This is a genomic window from Niastella sp. (genome assembly GCF_045805085.1).
In the GTDB taxonomy this organism is placed as follows: Bacteria; Bacteroidota; Bacteroidia; order Chitinophagales; family Chitinophagaceae; genus Niastella.
On sequence record NZ_JBJMLX010000037.1, the window covers coordinates 1 to 17,821 of the forward strand.

15 protein-coding genes and 1 other RNA gene are annotated in these 17,821 nt (G+C 44.3%); 6 read left to right on the forward strand and 10 right to left on the reverse strand.

What is annotated here, in order from left to right; translation table 11 throughout:
* Positions 1 to 1,632: chromosome segregation SMC family protein (locus tag ACJ751_RS01635; protein WP_407743633.1), on the reverse strand; the 1,632-nt coding region annotated here is incomplete at its 3' end.
* A gap of 243 nt (positions 1,633 to 1,875) precedes the next feature.
* On the opposite strand from ACJ751_RS01635, the gene ACJ751_RS01640 reads away from it, so the two are divergent.
* Both ACJ751_RS01640 and ACJ751_RS01645 read left to right on the forward strand, forming a co-directional pair.
* A complete protein-coding gene (locus tag ACJ751_RS01640) occupies positions 1,876 to 2,196 on the forward strand; it encodes an antibiotic biosynthesis monooxygenase family protein (protein WP_407743634.1) in 321 nt (106 codons plus the stop codon).
* Between the two features lie 119 nt (positions 2,197 to 2,315).
* A complete protein-coding gene (locus tag ACJ751_RS01645) occupies positions 2,316 to 2,768 on the forward strand; it encodes a hypothetical protein (RefSeq protein ID WP_407743635.1) in 453 nt (150 codons plus the stop codon).
* Positions 2,769 to 2,857: 89 nt separating this feature from the next.
* Here ACJ751_RS01645 and fsa read toward each other — a convergent pair whose 3' ends face one another.
* The 3 genes from fsa to ACJ751_RS01660 all read right to left on the reverse strand — a co-directional run bounded on the left by fsa (position 2,858) and on the right by ACJ751_RS01660 (position 5,203).
* The gene (gene fsa, locus ACJ751_RS01650) at positions 2,858 to 3,535 is read right to left on the reverse strand and encodes a fructose-6-phosphate aldolase (RefSeq protein WP_407743636.1); all 678 of its coding nucleotides are present in this window, start codon (positions 3,533 to 3,535) and stop codon (positions 2,858 to 2,860) included.
* Positions 3,536 to 3,709: 174 nt separating this feature from the next.
* Positions 3,710 to 3,809, reverse strand: an RNA gene (gene ffs / locus ACJ751_RS01655) — signal recognition particle sRNA small type.
* 98 nt (positions 3,810 to 3,907) lie between these two features.
* Positions 3,908 to 5,203 carry a DUF5103 domain-containing protein gene (locus tag ACJ751_RS01660; protein ID WP_407743637.1) on the reverse strand — a complete coding sequence of 432 codons (1,296 nt, stop codon included), beginning with the start codon at positions 5,201 to 5,203 and terminating at the stop codon, positions 3,908 to 3,910.
* Positions 5,204 to 5,326: 123 nt separating this feature from the next.
* On the opposite strand from ACJ751_RS01660, the gene ACJ751_RS01665 reads away from it, so the two are divergent.
* Positions 5,327 to 6,556, forward strand: a complete 1,230-nt coding sequence (locus ACJ751_RS01665; RefSeq protein ID WP_407743647.1) for an ABC transporter permease — start codon at positions 5,327 to 5,329, stop codon at positions 6,554 to 6,556.
* Positions 6,557 to 6,567: 11 nt separating this feature from the next.
* Here the strand turns inward: ACJ751_RS01665 and ACJ751_RS01670 are convergent, their stop codons facing one another.
* The 4 genes from ACJ751_RS01670 to fabF form a co-directional block, all read right to left on the reverse strand.
* Entirely contained in the window at positions 6,568 to 8,490 is a 1,923-nt protein-coding gene (locus tag ACJ751_RS01670; protein WP_407743638.1) for a menaquinone biosynthesis decarboxylase, read from the reverse strand.
* 250 nt (positions 8,491 to 8,740) lie between these two features.
* Complete coding sequence (locus ACJ751_RS01675; protein ID WP_407743639.1) at positions 8,741 to 9,604, reverse strand: DUF6089 family protein; 864 nt, start codon at positions 9,602 to 9,604, stop codon at positions 8,741 to 8,743.
* A 230-nt stretch (positions 9,605 to 9,834) separates the two neighbouring features.
* Positions 9,835 to 10,476 carry a carbohydrate-binding family 9-like protein gene (locus ACJ751_RS01680; RefSeq protein WP_407743640.1) on the reverse strand — a complete coding sequence of 214 codons (642 nt, stop codon included), beginning with the start codon at positions 10,474 to 10,476 and terminating at the stop codon, positions 9,835 to 9,837.
* Positions 10,477 to 10,613: 137 nt separating this feature from the next.
* Positions 10,614 to 11,855 (reverse strand): beta-ketoacyl-ACP synthase II, encoded by a 1,242-nt coding sequence (gene fabF, locus ACJ751_RS01685; RefSeq protein WP_407743641.1) that lies wholly within the window; start codon positions 11,853 to 11,855, stop codon positions 10,614 to 10,616.
* A gap of 89 nt (positions 11,856 to 11,944) precedes the next feature.
* On the opposite strand from fabF, the gene ACJ751_RS01690 reads away from it, so the two are divergent.
* The gene (locus ACJ751_RS01690; protein ID WP_407743642.1) at positions 11,945 to 12,358 is read left to right on the forward strand and encodes a winged helix-turn-helix transcriptional regulator; all 414 of its coding nucleotides are present in this window, start codon (positions 11,945 to 11,947) and stop codon (positions 12,356 to 12,358) included.
* 76 nt (positions 12,359 to 12,434) lie between these two features.
* Here the strand turns inward: ACJ751_RS01690 and ACJ751_RS01695 are convergent, their stop codons facing one another.
* The gene (locus ACJ751_RS01695; protein ID WP_407743643.1) at positions 12,435 to 13,889 is read right to left on the reverse strand and encodes a S10 family peptidase; all 1,455 of its coding nucleotides are present in this window, start codon (positions 13,887 to 13,889) and stop codon (positions 12,435 to 12,437) included.
* Positions 13,890 to 14,113: 224 nt separating this feature from the next.
* On the opposite strand from ACJ751_RS01695, the gene ACJ751_RS01700 reads away from it, so the two are divergent.
* Positions 14,114 to 14,893 (forward strand): (Fe-S)-binding protein, encoded by a 780-nt coding sequence (locus ACJ751_RS01700; protein WP_407743644.1) that lies wholly within the window; start codon positions 14,114 to 14,116, stop codon positions 14,891 to 14,893.
* Between the two features lie 202 nt (positions 14,894 to 15,095).
* The gene (locus ACJ751_RS01705) at positions 15,096 to 17,420 is read left to right on the forward strand and encodes an ABC transporter permease (protein ID WP_407743645.1); all 2,325 of its coding nucleotides are present in this window, start codon (positions 15,096 to 15,098) and stop codon (positions 17,418 to 17,420) included.
* Between the two features lie 17 nt (positions 17,421 to 17,437).
* Here the strand turns inward: ACJ751_RS01705 and ACJ751_RS01710 are convergent.
* Positions 17,438 to 17,821 (reverse strand): hypothetical protein (locus ACJ751_RS01710; protein WP_407743646.1); only part of this gene is annotated, 384 nt, incomplete at its 5' end.

Below are 17,821 nucleotides of genomic sequence, written 5' to 3' on the forward strand. Positions count from 1 at the left end.
CAGCACGTTTTCAACGGCGGCGCGAAACTCTTCTTTTACGTAGATGATGTCTGATAAAATAGGCGCGGTATGGTTCCAGCCTGGATTGTTATGGAGGAACTTCACGCTTTCAGGATAGCCTTCCATGGAGTCGATCAGGCTTTTCAGCAGATCGCGCTCGTTCTTTTTGGCATCCAGCTTTCTGCCTTCTTCGGCCAGTTGCTGGCGTAATGATTCCAGTTGGCCCTGGGCCTGTAAGATCTGTTCTTTGGTTCTTTCCTGGTGATCCTGTAATTGAACCAGGTCGCGTTGCCTTTTCTCCAATTCCTGCTCCTTCACCATTTTCTCTTCTTCCAGTTGTTTTAACTGGCTGTAGCGGGCTTCGCGTTCTTCTTCTATCTGGTTAATTGCTTTTTGTACGTTCTGAATAGAGGTATCGGCTACCGCTACCTTCTTTTCTGCATCGAACTGATTGCGTTGCAGGCTGAGGTTTTCAGCACGCAGGCGATCAACATGGGTTCTTTTTTCATCGAAGATGGTGCGGGCGCTTTCAACGGCGTCCTTATGGTCTTCCACCATTTGTTCCAGTCCTTCCAGTTTGCCCTTTTCTTCTTCTACCGAGATGCGGGTAAATTCAATGCTTTCTTCCAGGCCTTTCAAGGTGCCTTCGCTCTTGTTCAAAAATTCCTGCAGACTGTTCTCCCGCTCTTTCAGGAAGTTGAGGCGTTGAGAAGCCAGGTTCTTTTCATTTTCCTTGGTACGCAGGGTTTGCAACAGGTCGTTGAACTCGTGCTGCATACTTTGCAGGGCGCGTTCTTTTTCAATAAACCCTACTTTTTCCTGTTCAATCAACGCTTCTTCATTGGCGATTGCGGCATCGAGGCGAACCTTTTTATCGGTTTCCACCTCAGATTGCGTATTGAGGTCGCGATACGTGAGGTTGAAACCTTCGAGGGCGGCTTTTGCCAGCTCGATGCTCAGTTCGCGGTATTCTTTCTTTATTTCGTAGTATTTCTCAGCTTTTTTAGCCTGGTTCTCCAGCGTTTTCAACTGGTTGTTTATTTCAAACAACAAGTCCTCGATACGGGCCAGATCCTGCTCGGTGGCATCGAGTTTTTGCTTAGCTTCTTTTTTGCGGGTTTTATAGATGGTGATCCCGGCGGCCTGCTCCAGCATGCGGCGGCGGCTGTTCTCCTTATCTTTAATGATCTCGTCAACCATCCCTAACTCAATGATGGCGTAGCTGTCGGTGCTCACCCCGGTATCCATAAACAGGTTCTGGATATCGCGCAAGCGGCATTGAACATCATTCAGACGGTATTCACTTTCGCCGCTTTTGTAGAATTTACGGGTTACAGTAATAGTGCTGAATTCGGTAGGCAGCAGGTTCCGGGTATTTTCGAAGGTGAGGCTCACCTCGGCCAAACCACTGGCCGACCGGGTTTTAGACCCGTTAAATACCAGGCTTTCAAGGTTTTCACTACGAAGGTGACTGATCTTCTGCTCCCCGATCACCCAACGGATACTGTCGATAATATTACTCTTACCACAACCGTTTGGCCCAATAACACCCGTAATACCCTCATCGAAATGAAGTACGGTTTTATCGGCAAAACTCTTGAACCCTTTGATTTCTAAGCTTTTTAAGCGCACTTGATCTATTTTTTTAGGAAACGACAAATATAACTAATAGAGATACAAAATAGTGCCGCTTCAGCTAATAGCACTCAAAAGTTGTGCACTTTTGTGGAACAACCCTGTGAAATTGTGTTTATAAATGTTAATATGTTGTGAGTAATCCGGTCAACCGGGGTGAACTTTCTAAACCTCAAATGGTCTAAGAATTGTTGATAATGTTTTGCCATTAGCATACTAACTAATCAAACCCACTTTGCTATGATTACAAGAAACTGGACAGGTGTTGTAAAACCTGAGCGTTCAGCAGATTATCTCCATCATTTGCAGAACGACACGCTGAAAAAGCTGTCTTCCATTAAAGGATTTTTAAATGCGTCTATCCAGCAACGGGTAGTTACGGATGGTATTGAATACCTGGTAGTGACCTATTGGGACAATATGAACGCCATCAGGGAATTTGCCGGCGATACCGCCGATATTGCCGTTGTGCCGCTCATTGCCCAGGAAATGATGGTACGATACGACCCCGTAGTGCGGCATTATGAGGAAGTGCTGACCCTGGCCCCGGTTGACAATTAACCCGTTGTGCCTTTAACAGGAATTTATAGACTGGCTAAATAACCCCGGGGCATTGTTAGTGTCAAATAATACGATAAATAAACCGTTGTATTTTTGAAGAAAATTATACGCTAAATAGCATGTTGAAAAAGATCACCATCGTACCCGTTAAGCAGCTTCTTTTATTGCTGTTGGTAACATCCGCCAGTTTGGTTGGCCGGGCCCAACAGGTTGACAGTATTTTCTTTCACCTGTATACCGACAGCCTTAAAAAAGGTGTGCATAATTATATTAATGTCGATGGCAAACTATCGAACGGCCACTGGCTGCCCCTGACCAATAAAGAGATCGATTTCACTTCCACTGCCGGAAAATTTGTGGGTAACAGTCTGGTGCTTGACACCGCTTTCAAAGGCGAAAAAGTGACCGTAAAAGCGGTGTTGAAAAATAATAGCACTATCTGGAAGGAAATAGACATCTACATCAAGAAAGTAGAAGATAATGAACGGCTCCGAACGGTTGATGAAATACTCAACACCCCTTCCTCCCGAAGGAATAAAAGAAATTCGAAGGGTTTTGTAACAGGAACCTGATGTAAGAAGTAAGAAGCTTCATACAAAGTAAAATGCCATCCCGGCTAAAGTCAGGATGGCATTTTACTTTATAAATGCTTTACTCTTCTTTATTTAACTGTGGCCAACTCAGCTTGCATTTTCTTAGCGTCGTCGAGGAATTTAGCCAGACCGATATCAGTTAACGGATGTTTCAACAGGCCCAGGATTGGTTCCAGCGGTGAAGTAACCACATCAGCACCTGCTTCAGCACATTTTACAATATGCAATGGGCTGCGGATAGAAGCTGCCAGGATCTCTGTTTTATATCCCTGAATTTTATAGATCTGCGAAATTTGTTTTATCAGTTCAACACCATCCCAGTTGCTATCGTCGATACGGCCAATGAACGGTGAAACGTAATTGGCGCCTGCTTTAGCAGCCAGAATTGCCTGACCGGCTGAGAATACCAATGTACAATTGGTTTTAATACCGTTATCAGAGAACCATTTCAATGCTTTCACGCCATCTTTAATCATCGGTACTTTTACCACAATGCTGGGGTGAATAGCTGCCAGCTTTTTACCTTCTTCAATAATTTCATCTACTTTAGTAGACAATACTTCTGCACTTATATCGCCACCATCAACCAGTTCACAAATGGTGAGGTAATGTTTCATTACTGCATCTTCTCCTTTAACGCCTTCTTTGGCCATCAGTGAGGGGTTGGTAGTAACGCCATCCAGGATACCCAGGTCGTGGGCTTCTTTAATTTGGGCAAGATTCGCTGTATCAATAAAAAACTTCATGATTATTATAGATTTAAAAATGCTTATTGCAAATACAAATTTACAACTTCCTGTTGTTTTTAGGCTTACTTGTAATAACTGAGTGAGTGAGCTGGTATTTTCGCGGTAGTTTCTTCAATCTGCTGGTGCAGTTCTGTCGGGTTATATGCAATTTGCATTCACCAAAAAAAGAAAAAAAGGCAGGCGATTTACATCGCACCGCTACAACCACCTACCCTTGCTGCCTTCCGGCCCTGGGGGGGTTCAGCGGGAGCTGGTCGTGTAAGACCTGCCGGCTGCAAATGTAGGGAAATCAATTGACAATAAGCAATTGGCAATGGGCAAAAATCTTATAAAATTTGTTTAGGCTTGCCTATGCTTATTGTCTATTACCTATGGTTGTCCGCCAATTCCTTTGCGCCCGGTCAATGAATTCACATGCGTAATACCTACCAGTTCATCTGCACGTCCGGCCAAGGCACGGTAATACACCAGGATCATATAGTCATTTTCGGTATCCCAATAATTGCCTTCGGTATTTTCATAGCTGGCCGCTCTTTTGGTGTCGCCCTGATCGATGGTCACATAATTATAGTTATAGTATCCCTGTTTCAGGAAAAGTGTTTTTTCATACACCCGGGTGTCGTTATTGAAAACCATTTTAGCGCTGTCGTCGAGGTTATAATTGTTCAACGCCCCGATCAAAAAAAGGTCCTTGTTTTCAAACGGTACATTTTCGGGAGGAATATAGGTGAAGTGTACCATAGCATAATCGGTTTGCCAGTATGGATTAAGGCTTTCTGTGGTTTCAACGGTGTACATGCCGTTGATATCTTTATAATACACAAACCGCTGCTGGCTTCTGTCAACATCGGGTTTTACAAATATTTCAGTACTGCGGGTATTATAATTAGCTTTTGCCACACGATCGCTTTGCAGGCGAAGGCTGCGCAGGTCGAGCCAGCGCCATTCTTTACCACCCGGCATTACGATCTGGTCCTCGGTATTGAAATCAAGCTTTTTGCCTGAGAAAAAAGTAGGTCTTACATTAATGAGGGCATTGTCCCACCGGTTGTTTTGCAGGATCATCACTTTTATCTGTTGCAGGTGATTCATTACCTGTAACCGGTCGCCCAGCGCAACCTGGAAGGGTATTTTTTGCCAGCTACGGAATATTTCCCCGTTAAATGGTTGTTGTATTTGCGCGAATATGGATGTCTGGTTATCTACAACCAAAAAGCGTTTGGTAAACGCCACTTTTGACGTATCGCCATTCAAATATACTTTCAGGATATAATTGCCCGAGCGGGAAGGTGCACAGTTATTATCAGGCACTACAGCAGTGTAATGCGTATAACGGGTAAATGCAACAGATGAAATGCGATAGTTACTGATTCGCTGGTAAGAAAACCCTTTAATAAAATCAAAGCTGCTCAACATAGCGGGCGTCCAGTCGGCATTGCACAGCTGGTACGTATAGGAGTAACTTTTAACGTTGCCATCCAGGTCATCGAAATGCAGTTCGAGCCTGTCTGAACTGTTAAGCATCAGTACAGGATAACCCAGCTGATTTCCGGAAGGGAATAACTGAGCCGTTTTGATGTTGGGCAGGTTTACGCCTTCAGTTAGTTGCGCATTTCCCGCAAAGGAAATAAGAATTGATACGAATAATATGAGAATATTTTTCATGTTGTGTGTTTCGACCCTTTAAAAATAGGAAAAAAGCGCTAAGCAGAAAGCTGAAAGTCAAAAGCTTGAAACTTGGAACCTGGTTTTAATAGTGTTACTTTTGACCAACTAAAATTATGCCGGTTGAATATTGCCGCATTTATAGCACGCCGAATAGCGTTCAATCAACAGAAATCTTTTTCCCGTTTTGTAATCCGGTTGTCAATTGGAGCCACCGTTATCAGCGTTGCGGTAATGATACTGACGTTAACGTTTGCCAGCGGGTTTCAAAAAACCATCAGTGAAAAGGTTTTTAGTTTCTGGGGGCATATTCGCATTCAAAGCTATTATTCAGCCCGGGTTGCCATTGCCGAAGAAGCACCCATTCATCGCAGTGATTCAGTAAAAGGTCTCAAAAAATTATATCCCGCCATTAAAACCGTGCAGGCGTTTGCCACCAAAAATGCCATTCTTAAAACAGCTGAAACCATCGAGGGCGTACTGTTCAAAGGCGTTGAAAGAGATTATGATTTCGATAACCTGGAAAAATTCAGGGTAAGGGGACATTGGCTGAAATTCACCGATAGCGGTTACAGTAACGAAATTATGCTGAGCGCCTATACAGCCAATTTGTTAAAATTAGATACGAACGACCAGGTACTCATTTATTTCATTCAACCGGGCGCCGCACCCCGTACCCGTAAATTAAAAGTGTCCGGCATTTTTAAAACCGGGATTGAAGAATATGATAAGCTGATCGCCATTGGCGACCTGAAGTTAATTCAACGGTTAAACGACTGGAACCCCGACCTGATTGGTGGATATGAGATCTTCCTGCATGATTACAATCGCATGGATGAAGTGAGTGAAGCCATTGTGCCTGACATTCCCCTGGGGTTACAAAGCAATACTGTTAAATACATTTATCCCAATATATTCGACTGGCTGAACCTTCAGAATAAAACCATCCTGATAGTACTGGCCATCATGACCGGCATTGCCATCCTGAATTTAATTACCTGTTTGCTGATACTGGTGCTGGAACGTACCCGCATGATCGGGTTATTAAAGGCGCTGGGCGCCCGCAATTATACCATACGGGGGATCTTCCTCTATCATGGCGCCATTATTACCTTCTTTGGTTTGCTGCTGGGAAATATCTGCGGTTTGTTTATTGCCTGGCTGCAGCAACAAACCGGGTTTATCAAATTACCTGAAGATGCTTACTATATTTCCCAGGCGGCCGTTGATATTGTATGGTGGCAAATTGCCGCAGTGAACATCACCACCTTTGTTATTTGCTTTTTAGTTCTGTTGATACCCACCATCATAATTAAGCGGGTTCAGCCTATTAAAGCGATCCAATTCCGATAAGAATTAATAAACTAACTCACTACAGCTTCCTCCCCGTACATCTGATCTTTATATTTCAATGAAGGTGATGGAATGAATGCACCTAAACCCAACGTATTCCATTTCGCATCAATGGAAGCGATGGTTTTATCGTCGGCTACAATGATGTTAGGCCAGTCGCGCTGAAAATCGTCCAACGCTGCCGTTTTAATAGTACCATCCAACCCCATGCAGGCCCAGGTTTTACCAGGCATTTGGCGGGAAGGTTCTTGTACCAGGATGCTATCCCTGCGGGGATCGAGGTTATTACAGAAACGCCACAATGCCACCGGCAGGTCATTGGCATTCACCGTATGCTCCACATACAGGATCATTTTTATGCCTTCTATCATCCCGGTATTGCATATTTGCTGATGCAGTTCACGAATATGCCCTTTGCGGTTCTTCTCCACTGAAATTACCAGGCAGGGAATGTGGATCGCAGGCAGAGCGTCATTGATGCCCTTTATTTCAGGGAAATGCTGCTGCATTAATTTTTTATCGAACCGGCTGCTTAATATCGGGAACTCAAATGAGTCGTCTCTTTCTTCATCGAACTTTTGGGTACCGTCAATACACATTTTGCCGCCAAAGCCCAGCTTGCTGCAACTATGGTCCAACACATCCATGGGTCCATTTGACAAATAGATATCGGTAGCGGGGTTCATATTGGCGAATACATATTCCGCCAGTTTTTCGTAGTCCTGTATTTTAACGCCTTCATCGGCCAGTACGAGTATCTTGTTAAACATCATTTGACCGGCGCCCCACATGGCATTCATTACTTTTTGGCCTTGTCCGGCATACTCCTTCTTGATCTTTGTTATAACCAGGTTATGAAAAACGCCTTCTATAGGCATATCCATATCAATAATTTCGGGCACCATGGTCATTTTTATGGGCGCCAGGAAAATACGTTCGGTAGCTTTACCCAGCCAGGCATCTTCCTGCGGTGGTATGCCTACAATAGTGGCGGGGTACACCGCATCCTTCTTGTGCGTAATAGCGGTGATATGAAAACGCGGGTACCAGTCGGGCAATGAATAATACCCGGTATGATCGCCGAATGGGCCTTCCCAGATCATTTCATCATTGGGATCAACATAACCTTCTATCACAAAATCGGCATCGGCCGGGACTTCTATTTCCGGTTGTGTAATACATTTTACCAGCTCAACTTTTTTCTTTCGCAGAAAACCGGCGAGCATGTATTCATCCACATTTTCAGGCAATGGAGCAGTTGCCGAATAAGCATAGGCCGGATCGCCGCCCAGCGCTACTGCCACCGGCATTCGCTTGCCCAGCTTTTTATATTCATTAAAGTGTTTGGCGCTTACTTTATGTTTATGCCAGTGCATACCGGTTAAGGTAGGTCCAAACACCTGCATACGATACATACCTACATTGCGGGTATGCGTATTGGGATCTTTGGTATGAATAATGGGCAAGGTCACAAACGGACCGCCATCTTTTGGCCAGCAGGTTATCACGGGCAATTTCGAAATATCGGGTTTGTCCATCACCACTTCCTGACAGGCGCCTCTGCCGCTTTTTACCTTAGGCATCCAGGAGGCAAACTGCGATAATTTGGGTAATACTTTCAGTTTATCAATGATGCTTTCTTTGGGCGATGCCAGTAACTGGAACAAATTCTCAATGTCCCGGGCCACATCATCGAGGTGTTGTACGCCCAGCGCCAAACACATCCGCTTTTCGCTGCCATAGGCATTCATGAGAACTGGAAAATCGTAGCCGGTATTTTCAAACATCAGGGCTTTACCACCACCCGTAGTTTTACTAATCCTATCTGTAATTTCTGCTATTTCTAATTTGGGGTCTACATAGGTTTTGATACGAACCAATTCACCTGCCTGTTCCAATGTATCAATAAAGTGTTGCTGATTACGATATGACATGAGGCAAAGGTAGTTGATAGAGTTGAAAAGTTGACGGGTTGACGAGTTAACAAGTTGACCAGTTGACGAGAAAGAAGAAGGGTAAGAGGATAAAGGAGAAGGTTGAAAGGGTTGATAAAGTTGATAGAGTTAACAGGTTAACAAGTTAAAATGAAAAAGCCTGGAAGGCAGCGTTCCGCCCTTTCTTCCAGACTTTGCCACACCTGCCCTTGACAGGCTTTTCAACTCTATCAACCCGTCAACTTATCAACTACAGCACCCTCGGGCATCCCAACTGATTTCTTCCGCCATGGGAACCGCGGCTAAACGGACCACCGCCATTGCCGCCGCCTATTCCAATGTACAGCGTAAAACCGGTAAAATAATACCAGTCTTTATACTTTGGTCCGCCACGGACACTGCCATTATCCGGATAAGTGGGGTTGCCGTTTTTCAATTCATTGCCCCGGTAAGCCATTTCAACAGCTTTTTGTCCACGCGCCTGGGCCAGGGTAGCCTGGTCAAAGTAGGTGGAGCTTACATCATCCAGGTAATCGGTAAATGTTTTGCGGGCGCTTACCTCATACGCCAGTACGGTATTTTCATTTATCCTGAATTTTACCCCAACGCCAACAGGAATGGCAAACTGGGTTAAATTATAAGGTTTGCGGTCAGGATCCACTCCCTGTCCTTCGGTACTCAGCGGTTTCAGGTAAACTTTATTACCACTGGAGTCATAGGAATAAGGGTTGAAGTGAAAAACGGCCACACCGCCGAAAATAAAAGGAGAAATGGCATGATCCTCCAAATTCAGTGGAGTATACTCTACCAGTAAGCTGCCTTCATTGATCCTTGAAATAAAGCTCAGGTTACGGGCCTGTAATAAGGGGTCTTTACTTTTTTTATCATCGCCTTCAATAGTGCCGTGATTATACGCCAGCCGCACCGCAACATTGGGTGTTATGTCGTACTTAATACCGGCGCCAAAAGCAAAATTCGATTGTTGCAAGGTAAAACGGTGGTCTTGCAGATCGCCTGCGTAATTCGATAAACCGCCAGATAAGGTTACATGAAAACGTTGTTGAGACAGAACGACTACTGGGCAAAACATGCTTAATAGCAAAAGTTTTCGCATGGAATTTTTTTTAATGAGTGTTTCAGAGAAGTTCTCAGGGGATAACGGATTCCAGTCAACTTTTTAAGCTAAAGGGTAGATACGTGAAATTTAGATCGGGGGTTGGTAAGCAAGTATTAAGCCAAATTAGTTTTTTTGCCCATAGGACATGGGACTACCGGGATAGCGCATGCAAAAATAAGAGACATAAAGATGATTGTCAATACTTGTGGGAAAAATAAGTGTTAATACTACTCAAACTCGAGGGCGCCAAAAAACTGGCGTAAATGAAAGTTAGGCTGCGGCCATTGAATGTTCGACCAGGTTACAAAATGCGGTTCGGGCAACTCATCGCCACATTTATAAAAATTGGCCACGCAATGCTGCCCTTTTAAGGATTGGATGTGATGATAATAAAACGCGGTTACGGGTATCAATAAGGTTAACTCCCACCCTACGGATTCCTGGTTTTGATCGTTGGTGAGAACCGATTTGTATTTTATTTGCTGACTGATATCGGTTGGTAACAGCTGGCGGTTCGTTCTATCTTCGCCATAGGCTATCAACGGTGTGCCTATGCAATTGAACTCAAAATTATAATAGGCAGGTTCGTCATTAAAGCCAATAAAAAACTCCACGCAACTGTCGTTATACACGGGCGAGTTCAGGGTATAATTAACGGCCCTGATGGCTTTTTCCTTTACAAAGTATTTTATGAAAACCGCGTCGCTGCTATGCGCTATGGAGAAATGTACTTCAGGGTGATAAGGATATTCAGCCCAGGGCACATACCCGAGTTGCTGCTTTGGCGCTGCATCCAACACCAGCGAGATCTCTCGTAATGGCGTATGTTGATCGATGTCACTCAAATAAGGAACACGCAAAAAATTCATTGTTAGGCCGCAGCTTTTTAATAAAAGAAGGCCGAAAATTACTCCATAGGTGTGATTTGAAAAACTAAAGTTGTGCAATCGTTTGATTAGGAATACCCATAGAAAAGAGTAGCAAGTGTGTGCAGGTGTGTTACAACTTATATTTTCTTAAAAACAACAATCCCATTATGTCCGCCGAAGCCAAAGGTGTTACTCATTGCCACATTCACTTTCTTTTTCAATGGCTCTTTTAATACGATCTGTATGCCAGCCGGTAATTCAGGATCAAGGTCCTGGGTATTGATAGTGGGTGGGATCAGTCCTTCGTTTATACTAGCAATAGAGGCGATAGCTTCAATAGCCCCGGCAGCACCCAGCAAATGGCCGGTCATTGATTTGGTAGCGCTCAGGTGAACAGAATCCAGGTCATTGCCAAACATTTTTGTAATGGCATGTATCTCGCTTATATCGCCTACGGGCGTAGATGTTGCGTGCATATTTACATAATCTACCTGGTTCGAGGCTAAACCCGCATCTTCTAACGCCAATCGCATGCCATGAAAGGCGCCCAATCCTTCGGGATGGGTAGCGGTCATATGCCAGGCATCGGCCGTCATGGCCGCACCGGCCACTTCCGCATAGATCTTCGCGCCACGCTTACGGGCATGTTCATACTCTTCCAACACCAGGGCGCCGGCACCCTCGCCCATTACAAATCCATCGCGGTTCACATCGAATGGCCTTGAACCTGTAGCCGGATCATCATTCCGCACCGACATGGCCTTCATGGCGCAAAAACCACCAATGGAGGCTTCTGTTATGGGCGCTTCCGATCCGCCGGTAATGATCACTTTGGCTTTGCCCAGCCTGATATAATTCAGGGCATCCATGATAGCTGTATTGGAAGTGGCGCAAGCCGATACTGTAGTATAGTTAATGCCCATTAAGCGGTATTTAATGGAGATCATGCCCGAAGCCATGTTGGCAATCAATTTAGGCACAAAGTATGGGTTGAACCGGGGGTTACGGCCGCCCTCCACATATTCGCTCACCTGTTCTTCAAAGGTTTGCATACCACCCTGTCCTGAGCCCCAGATAACACCCGTATCAAAGGGGTCCATGGTGCTGAAATCAAGGCCGGAGTCTTTAATGGCTTCATCGGCTGCCACCAGGGCATATTGGGTAAACAGATCTGTATTTTTTATTTCTTTTTTATCGAGCAGGGTCTTGGCATCGTACTCTTTCAGCTCGCAGGCAAACTTTGTTCTAAAGCGATCTGCATTAAAACGGGTGATGGGTGCAGCCCCGCTGGTACCCGCCCATAAATTTTTTACATAAGCCTGTACATTGTTGCCGAGAGGCGTAAGTGCGCCCATGCCGGTAATTACCACTCTTTTCATATAATAACTTTAACTACTTGAAAAAATCAAGCGGCGTCAAAGATACGTCAAACTACTTTATATTTGCAAGTGGTTAAAAATATTAAGCTATGCGATCTGACTGCCCCCTGAATTATGGCATTGAAATATTTGGCGATAAGTGGTCACTGCTGATCATCCGCGACCTTATGTTCTTTGGTAAACGGTATTACAATGAGTTCCTGGGTTCTGCCGAAGGCTTTGCTACCAACTTACTGGCCGACAGGCTGGCCATGCTGGAAAAAGAAAAGATCATTAAAAAAGAAAAAGACAACCTGCACAAACAACGCTTTGTTTACAGTCTTACCGAAAAAGGCATCGACCTGCTGCCCATCATCCTGAGCATTGGGTTATGGTCCGATAAATATGCTACCATAAAACTCAATCCGGAACGTGATATTATTATTGGGGGTGCAAAAAAGAAGGGTTTATCCAGGGAAGTCGCATATTTGAAAAAAAAGTTGCTCTCAGAACATTGTAAGTAAGTTGACAAGTTAACGGGTTGACAAGTTAACAGGTTAACGCTATCAACTTTATCAACCCTGTCAACACTATCAACTATTAATATCTCGCTGGTTTGTCCCCAGGTATCGCTTTCAAAATAAAATCACGCAGGTGCTGGTTGGCCGTAGCCAGGTCTTCTTTTCGTAAATACATCATATGGCCGCTGCGGTATCCTTCCCACGACAGACGTCCTTTTAATTTACCAGCAACATCGATCTGCCACAAACTGTATTTAGCGTTAAAATAATCGCAGGCGCCATCAAAATAACCACTCTGTACCAACACATGCAGGAACGGGTTCTCCGCAATAGCCTGACGAAGGTTCTCCCCCGTGTGGTCGTTCGTGCGGTCCCAGGGAGAAACAGGCCCAAACATATAATACTTTAAGTCGGTCTTATATTTCAGCTCATCGCGCAGGTACATATTGATAGCCGGCGTAAAAGCATGCAACCAGGAGTTGAGCTCGGCATTGTAATCGGGCGTAATACCCGCATCTTTCCGGTCAATACCCAGGTAGCGGCTATCGAGCCGGCCAATGGTATAGCCTTTATCCCGTAACAATTCTTTCCAGAAGGCCGAAGGAAGTATTTCAAGGTTGTTCTGTATAATAAACTGTTGCGACAAACCCGAATAACGCGACATTTTAGCGGCAATGGCGGTTCTATCGGCATCCGTTAAACTACCGCCTTTGGCCAGTGCAGGTAACAGTTCATTTATGGTAAAAGTTTCTACTTCGGGTAATACGGCGGTGAGGTCTTTGCTTTGCAGATCGGCCGGTAATTTTTTGTGATACCAGGCAGTGGCCGCATAATAAGGCAGGCTTAGCGCCGCATCAACCGGACCATTGCGATCGATGCCCAGATCCGTGGGCGACACCAGGATCACTCCATTCAGGTACATCCACTGATTGTTCTGTAATTCCAGCGCCAGGCCCGATACGCGGGTGGTGCCATAACTTTCACCGATCAGGAATTTAGGTGAAGCCCAGCGTTTGTAGCGGCTTACAAAAGTGCTGATCCAGCCGGCGAGGTATTTAATATCGGCGTTCACCCCAAAAAAGGTAGCGGGCGGGATGTCTTTATCGGCCGGACGTGAAAACCCGGTATTCACGGGATCAACGTATACAATATCGGCCACATCCAGTATGGAATGCGGGTTATCTCTCAATCCGTAGGGTTGAATGGGATAGCCTTCATCATCGATCTTTAACATCCGCGGTCCTGTATAACCGATCTCCATCCATACCGAAGAGGTACCGGGACCGCCATTGAACGAAATTACCAGCGGGCGGGCAGCTAGATCTTTTACATCTGATCTTTCATAATAGGAATAAAACACTCCGGCGAGCGGCTTGCCGTTTTCATCCCACACCGGAATAGTACCTGCTGTTGCCGTATAGGGCACACGTTGTCCTTTTATGGTGATGGCATTAGAGGTGGTTACACTACTGTCGAGCGCCAGGCGGATGGCATTGTTGTTATCGGCCGGTTTTGCCGCCACTTTAGGCGGCATGGGTTCAGTTTCGGGTCTTCTTTGAGCTTGCAGAGATATAGTAAAGCATGCCAATGATGCCAGTAGTAGCAAATTTTTTCCCATGGTTGATGTAGTTGTTCTGATTGAAGATATCAAAAATAGCCGTTCTGCCGGCAAAAGACCGGGCAAATACACCGGTGGTCAATATGTATGAAGTAGCCGGCTTATACCTTATATTTGAGGCACGTAAATCTGTATACTACATGCAAATACGAACTGTTGCTGAAATGACTGCTGCCGGCACTCCGCCGGAGATCTTATTCTGGGTTGGCTGTTCAGGAAGTTTTGATCAACGGGCTCAAAAGATCACTAAAGCTTTTGCAACCATTCTTACCAAAGTAGGGATCAATTTTGCCGTGTTGGGTAAAGAAGAGTGCTGTACCGGTGACCCTGCCCGCCGGGCCGGTAATGAATTTATGTTCCAGATGATGGCCTATCAGAACATTCAAACCCTGAATAACTATGGCATCAAAAAAATAGTAACAGCCTGCCCCCACTGCTTTAACATCCTCAAAAACGAATATCCCGAACTGGGCGGTAACTATGAGGTGATACACCACACTACCTTTTTACAGCAATTGATAGATGAAGGCAAAATAAAATTAAAAGAAGGCGGCGTCTTTAAAGGGCAACGCATCACTTACCACGATAGCTGTTACCTGGGCCGCGCCAATGATATTTACGAAGCGCCGCGCAAAGTACTGGAAGCGCTGGATGCAGAACTGGTTGAAATGAAACGCTGCCGTACCAAAGGTTTGTGTTGCGGGGCCGGTGGTGCGCAAATGTTCAAGGAAGAAGAAAAAGGCAACCTGCGCATAAACCAGGAGCGCATACAGGAAGCATTGAGTACAGAATCGAATATAGTGGCATCGGCCTGTCCGTTTTGCAATACCATGCTTACCGATGGCGTAAAATTGAAGGAGAAAGAAGAATCGGTAAAGGTGCTTGATGTTGCTGAGTTGGTAGCGGCGAGCATGGAATAAAACATCTGCTGTGTTGAAGACGTACAGTAAATGTATCAAAACTGAACACTTGCAAGGATAATGAGTATCTATTAAGCTGTAAATCAACAGCATTTATCCTGGCATATTACTGGAAGTTTAAAGCGAAAGCGGCACCAACATGCTCATTAACTTCTTAAAAACAGCCCTCCGTTTTTTTTGGCGGAACAAGACCTATAGTTTTTTGAACATATTTGGCCTGTCGGTAGGCATTGCCTGCGCTGCCCTGATCTTTTTATGGGTAGAAAACGAATTAAGTTTTGACAACTTTAATAAAAAGAAAGACCGCTTATATTTTGTTCGGGAGAACCAGAAATACGAGGCCTATACTGCTACATTCGGCAGCACACCCGGTTTATTAGGACCAGCCATGCAGGCCGAAATCCCAGGCATCGCCAATACCTGTCGGGTATCACAAGGTAATATGAGCCGCCTACTCTCTATTGGTAATAAATCGATGTATTCGTATGGCCGGTATGTAGAATCTTCTTTATTTTCCATGTTCACGCTTCCCTTTTTGCAGGGCAATGCAGCAACGGCATTTAAACAACTTCATTCCTTAGTTATTACCGAAACGGCAGCCAGAAAATATTTTGGCGATGATAAAAATGTACTTGGCAGAACCGTAAGACTTAACAATAAGCAGGATTATGTAGTGAGCGGTGTTTTGAAAGATATACCTGATAATTCCAGCCTGCAATTTGAGTGGGTGGCCCCTTTTGAGATCTATTATAATGAAAGTGAATGGCTGAAAGACTGGAGTAGTAATTCATTGGGTACATATGTTGAACTGAAACCCGGCGTTCAACCTTCGTCTGTAAATAAGACATTATACAACTTCATACAAAAAAGAGCTCCCGCTTCTTTAGCCCGGCCTTTTTTATTCTCCATGAACGACTGGCGGCTGTATAATAAATTTGAGAATGGCGTACAAACCGGTGGTGGCCGCATAGAATATGTTCGCTTGTTTTCCATCATTGCAGGCATAATTTTACTAATAGCCTGTTTCAACTTCATGAACCTCTCCACCGCCAGAAGCGAAAAAAGAGCCAAAGAAGTAGGTATCAGAAAAGTGTTGGGTTCCGGTAAAAGGGATCTTGTTTTTCAATTTTTGGGCGAAGCCCTGCTGATGTCATTTCTCGCAGGCATAGTTGCTATGCTGATCATGACACTTACCCTGCCAGCTTTCAATTTATTGGTGCAGAAAAACCTGCATCTCGGCATCACTCGTTTTACACATGTATTTGCCCTGTTGGCCATTATACTGATCTGCGGTTTGTTAGCTGGCAGTTATCCTTCGTTCTATCTGTCTTATTTCAATCCGATATTCGTAATAAAAGGGTTAAAAACCAAAGCAGGAAGTGCCGACATGATCAGGAAAGGACTGGTGATTTTTCAATTTGCCATATCTATCATTCTTATAATAAGCACCATCATCATTTATCAACAAATACAGCACGTAAAAAGCAGGAACCTTGGATTTGATAAAAATAACCTGCTGCAAACAGATGTAGTTGGTACTGTAGGCCAACACTATGCTGCTATTAAGCAGGACCTGTTAAACACAGGCATGGTTGAAAATGCAGCGCTGAGCGATTATATTACCATATATGGCGGCAACAATACAAGTAGCATTACCTGGGAAGGAAAACCAGCTTCTTCGCAAATATTGATCTCACAACGGAATATAAGCGCCGGTTTCTTTGAAACGTCGGGTATGAAAATACTGGAAGGAAGAGATGTTACAGCAGCTGATACTGCTGTGGTAAACCATTCATTGAATGTTGTCATTACCCAATCAATGGAAAAACTGATGGGCAAGGGAAGCGCCCTTGGTAAAAAAATAAGGTATGAGGGTGATACCACTGGGCTCAGCAGCCAGGTGGTTGGTGTGGTGAATGATTTTTTATATGACAACATGTACAGTAAGCCAGATCCTGTAGTATTTTATAGTTGTAAGCCTGGGGATGCATCCCAAATGTATATACGGTTTAAACCGCAAGCCAGCATTGAAAAAGCCCTTTCCAAAGTGGAAACGATCATGAAGCAATATAACCCCGCTTATCCTTTCTCTTATGAATTTGTAGATGATCAGTTTAAAAGCATGTTTATGAGTGAAGACCTGATCAGCAAGCTTTCCAGAACGTTTGCTGCGCTGGCCGTCTTTATTTCCTGTTTGGGTTTATTTGCACTGGCTTCTTATGCCACAGAACGAAGAACAAAGGAAATTGGGGTAAGAAAAGTACTGGGTGCATCCATTGCCAATATCACTACCCTATTGTCGAAAGATTTTCTGAAACTGGTTGTAGTATCCTGTTTGGTGGCCTTTCCACTGGCCTGGTGGGTGATGCATACCTGGCTGCAGGATTATCAATACCGCATCACCATAAGCTGGTGGATCTTTCCGCTAGCCGGCATTGTAGCCGTTTTGATTGCCATACTTACAATCAGTTTTCAATCTATAAAAGCGGCCATTGCTAATCCCGTAAAGAGTTTGAGGACTGAGTAGAGCACCGATGATAGGGGTCAGGACATACACGTCTCTATTCTATCCATTATTTTAGTCATCATTAATTCAATTATGAGTTGAGAATCTTTCTTACTTAAAAGTTGGTGATATTGCTTTTTTATAAAGGGTTGTTGATCGTTATGATTTATCAGAATAAAGCCATACCAGGTTTCCTGTATTTCCAATTTTAAGATCAGGTGTTCATTATAGCTTTCTGTACCTAGTTTTTTAAACCCAAACAAGCTATAGTAAAAATGTATTTCTTTTAAATCAGTAATACTTTTTTCATCATTCCATAACAGAAAGGCTTTTTCCAACTCACGCTCCTGAACTTCATTAGTAAGACCTAAAAAATCAAACATATAGGGATTCTTGAGCGTTTCCTGAGCCAAGTCAGAATA

What these genes read in the sequence shown, in the direction of transcription:
- ACJ751_RS01640 (WP_407743634.1), top strand. Translation starts at nt 1,876, where the DNA reads ATGATTACAAGAAACTGGACAGGTGTTGTAAAACCTGAGCGTTCAGCA.
- ACJ751_RS01645 (WP_407743635.1), top strand. Translation starts at nt 2,316, where the DNA reads ATGTTGAAAAAGATCACCATCGTACCCGTTAAGCAGCTTCTTTTATTG.
- fsa (WP_407743636.1), bottom strand. Translation starts at nt 3,535, where the DNA reads ATGAAGTTTTTTATTGATACAGCGAATCTTGCCCAAATTAAAGAAGCC.
- ACJ751_RS01660 (WP_407743637.1), bottom strand. Translation starts at nt 5,203, where the DNA reads ATGAAAAATATTCTCATATTATTCGTATCAATTCTTATTTCCTTTGCG.
- ACJ751_RS01670 (WP_407743638.1), bottom strand. Translation starts at nt 8,490, where the DNA reads ATGTCATATCGTAATCAGCAACACTTTATTGATACATTGGAACAGGCA.
- ACJ751_RS01675 (WP_407743639.1), bottom strand. Translation starts at nt 9,604, where the DNA reads ATGCGAAAACTTTTGCTATTAAGCATGTTTTGCCCAGTAGTCGTTCTG.
- ACJ751_RS01680 (WP_407743640.1), bottom strand. Translation starts at nt 10,476, where the DNA reads ATGAATTTTTTGCGTGTTCCTTATTTGAGTGACATCGATCAACATACG.
- fabF (WP_407743641.1), bottom strand. Translation starts at nt 11,855, where the DNA reads ATGAAAAGAGTGGTAATTACCGGCATGGGCGCACTTACGCCTCTCGGC.
- ACJ751_RS01690 (WP_407743642.1), top strand. Translation starts at nt 11,945, where the DNA reads ATGCGATCTGACTGCCCCCTGAATTATGGCATTGAAATATTTGGCGAT.
- ACJ751_RS01695 (WP_407743643.1), bottom strand. Translation starts at nt 13,889, where the DNA reads ATGCCGCCTAAAGTGGCGGCAAAACCGGCCGATAACAACAATGCCATC.
- ACJ751_RS01700 (WP_407743644.1), top strand. Translation starts at nt 14,114, where the DNA reads ATGCAAATACGAACTGTTGCTGAAATGACTGCTGCCGGCACTCCGCCG.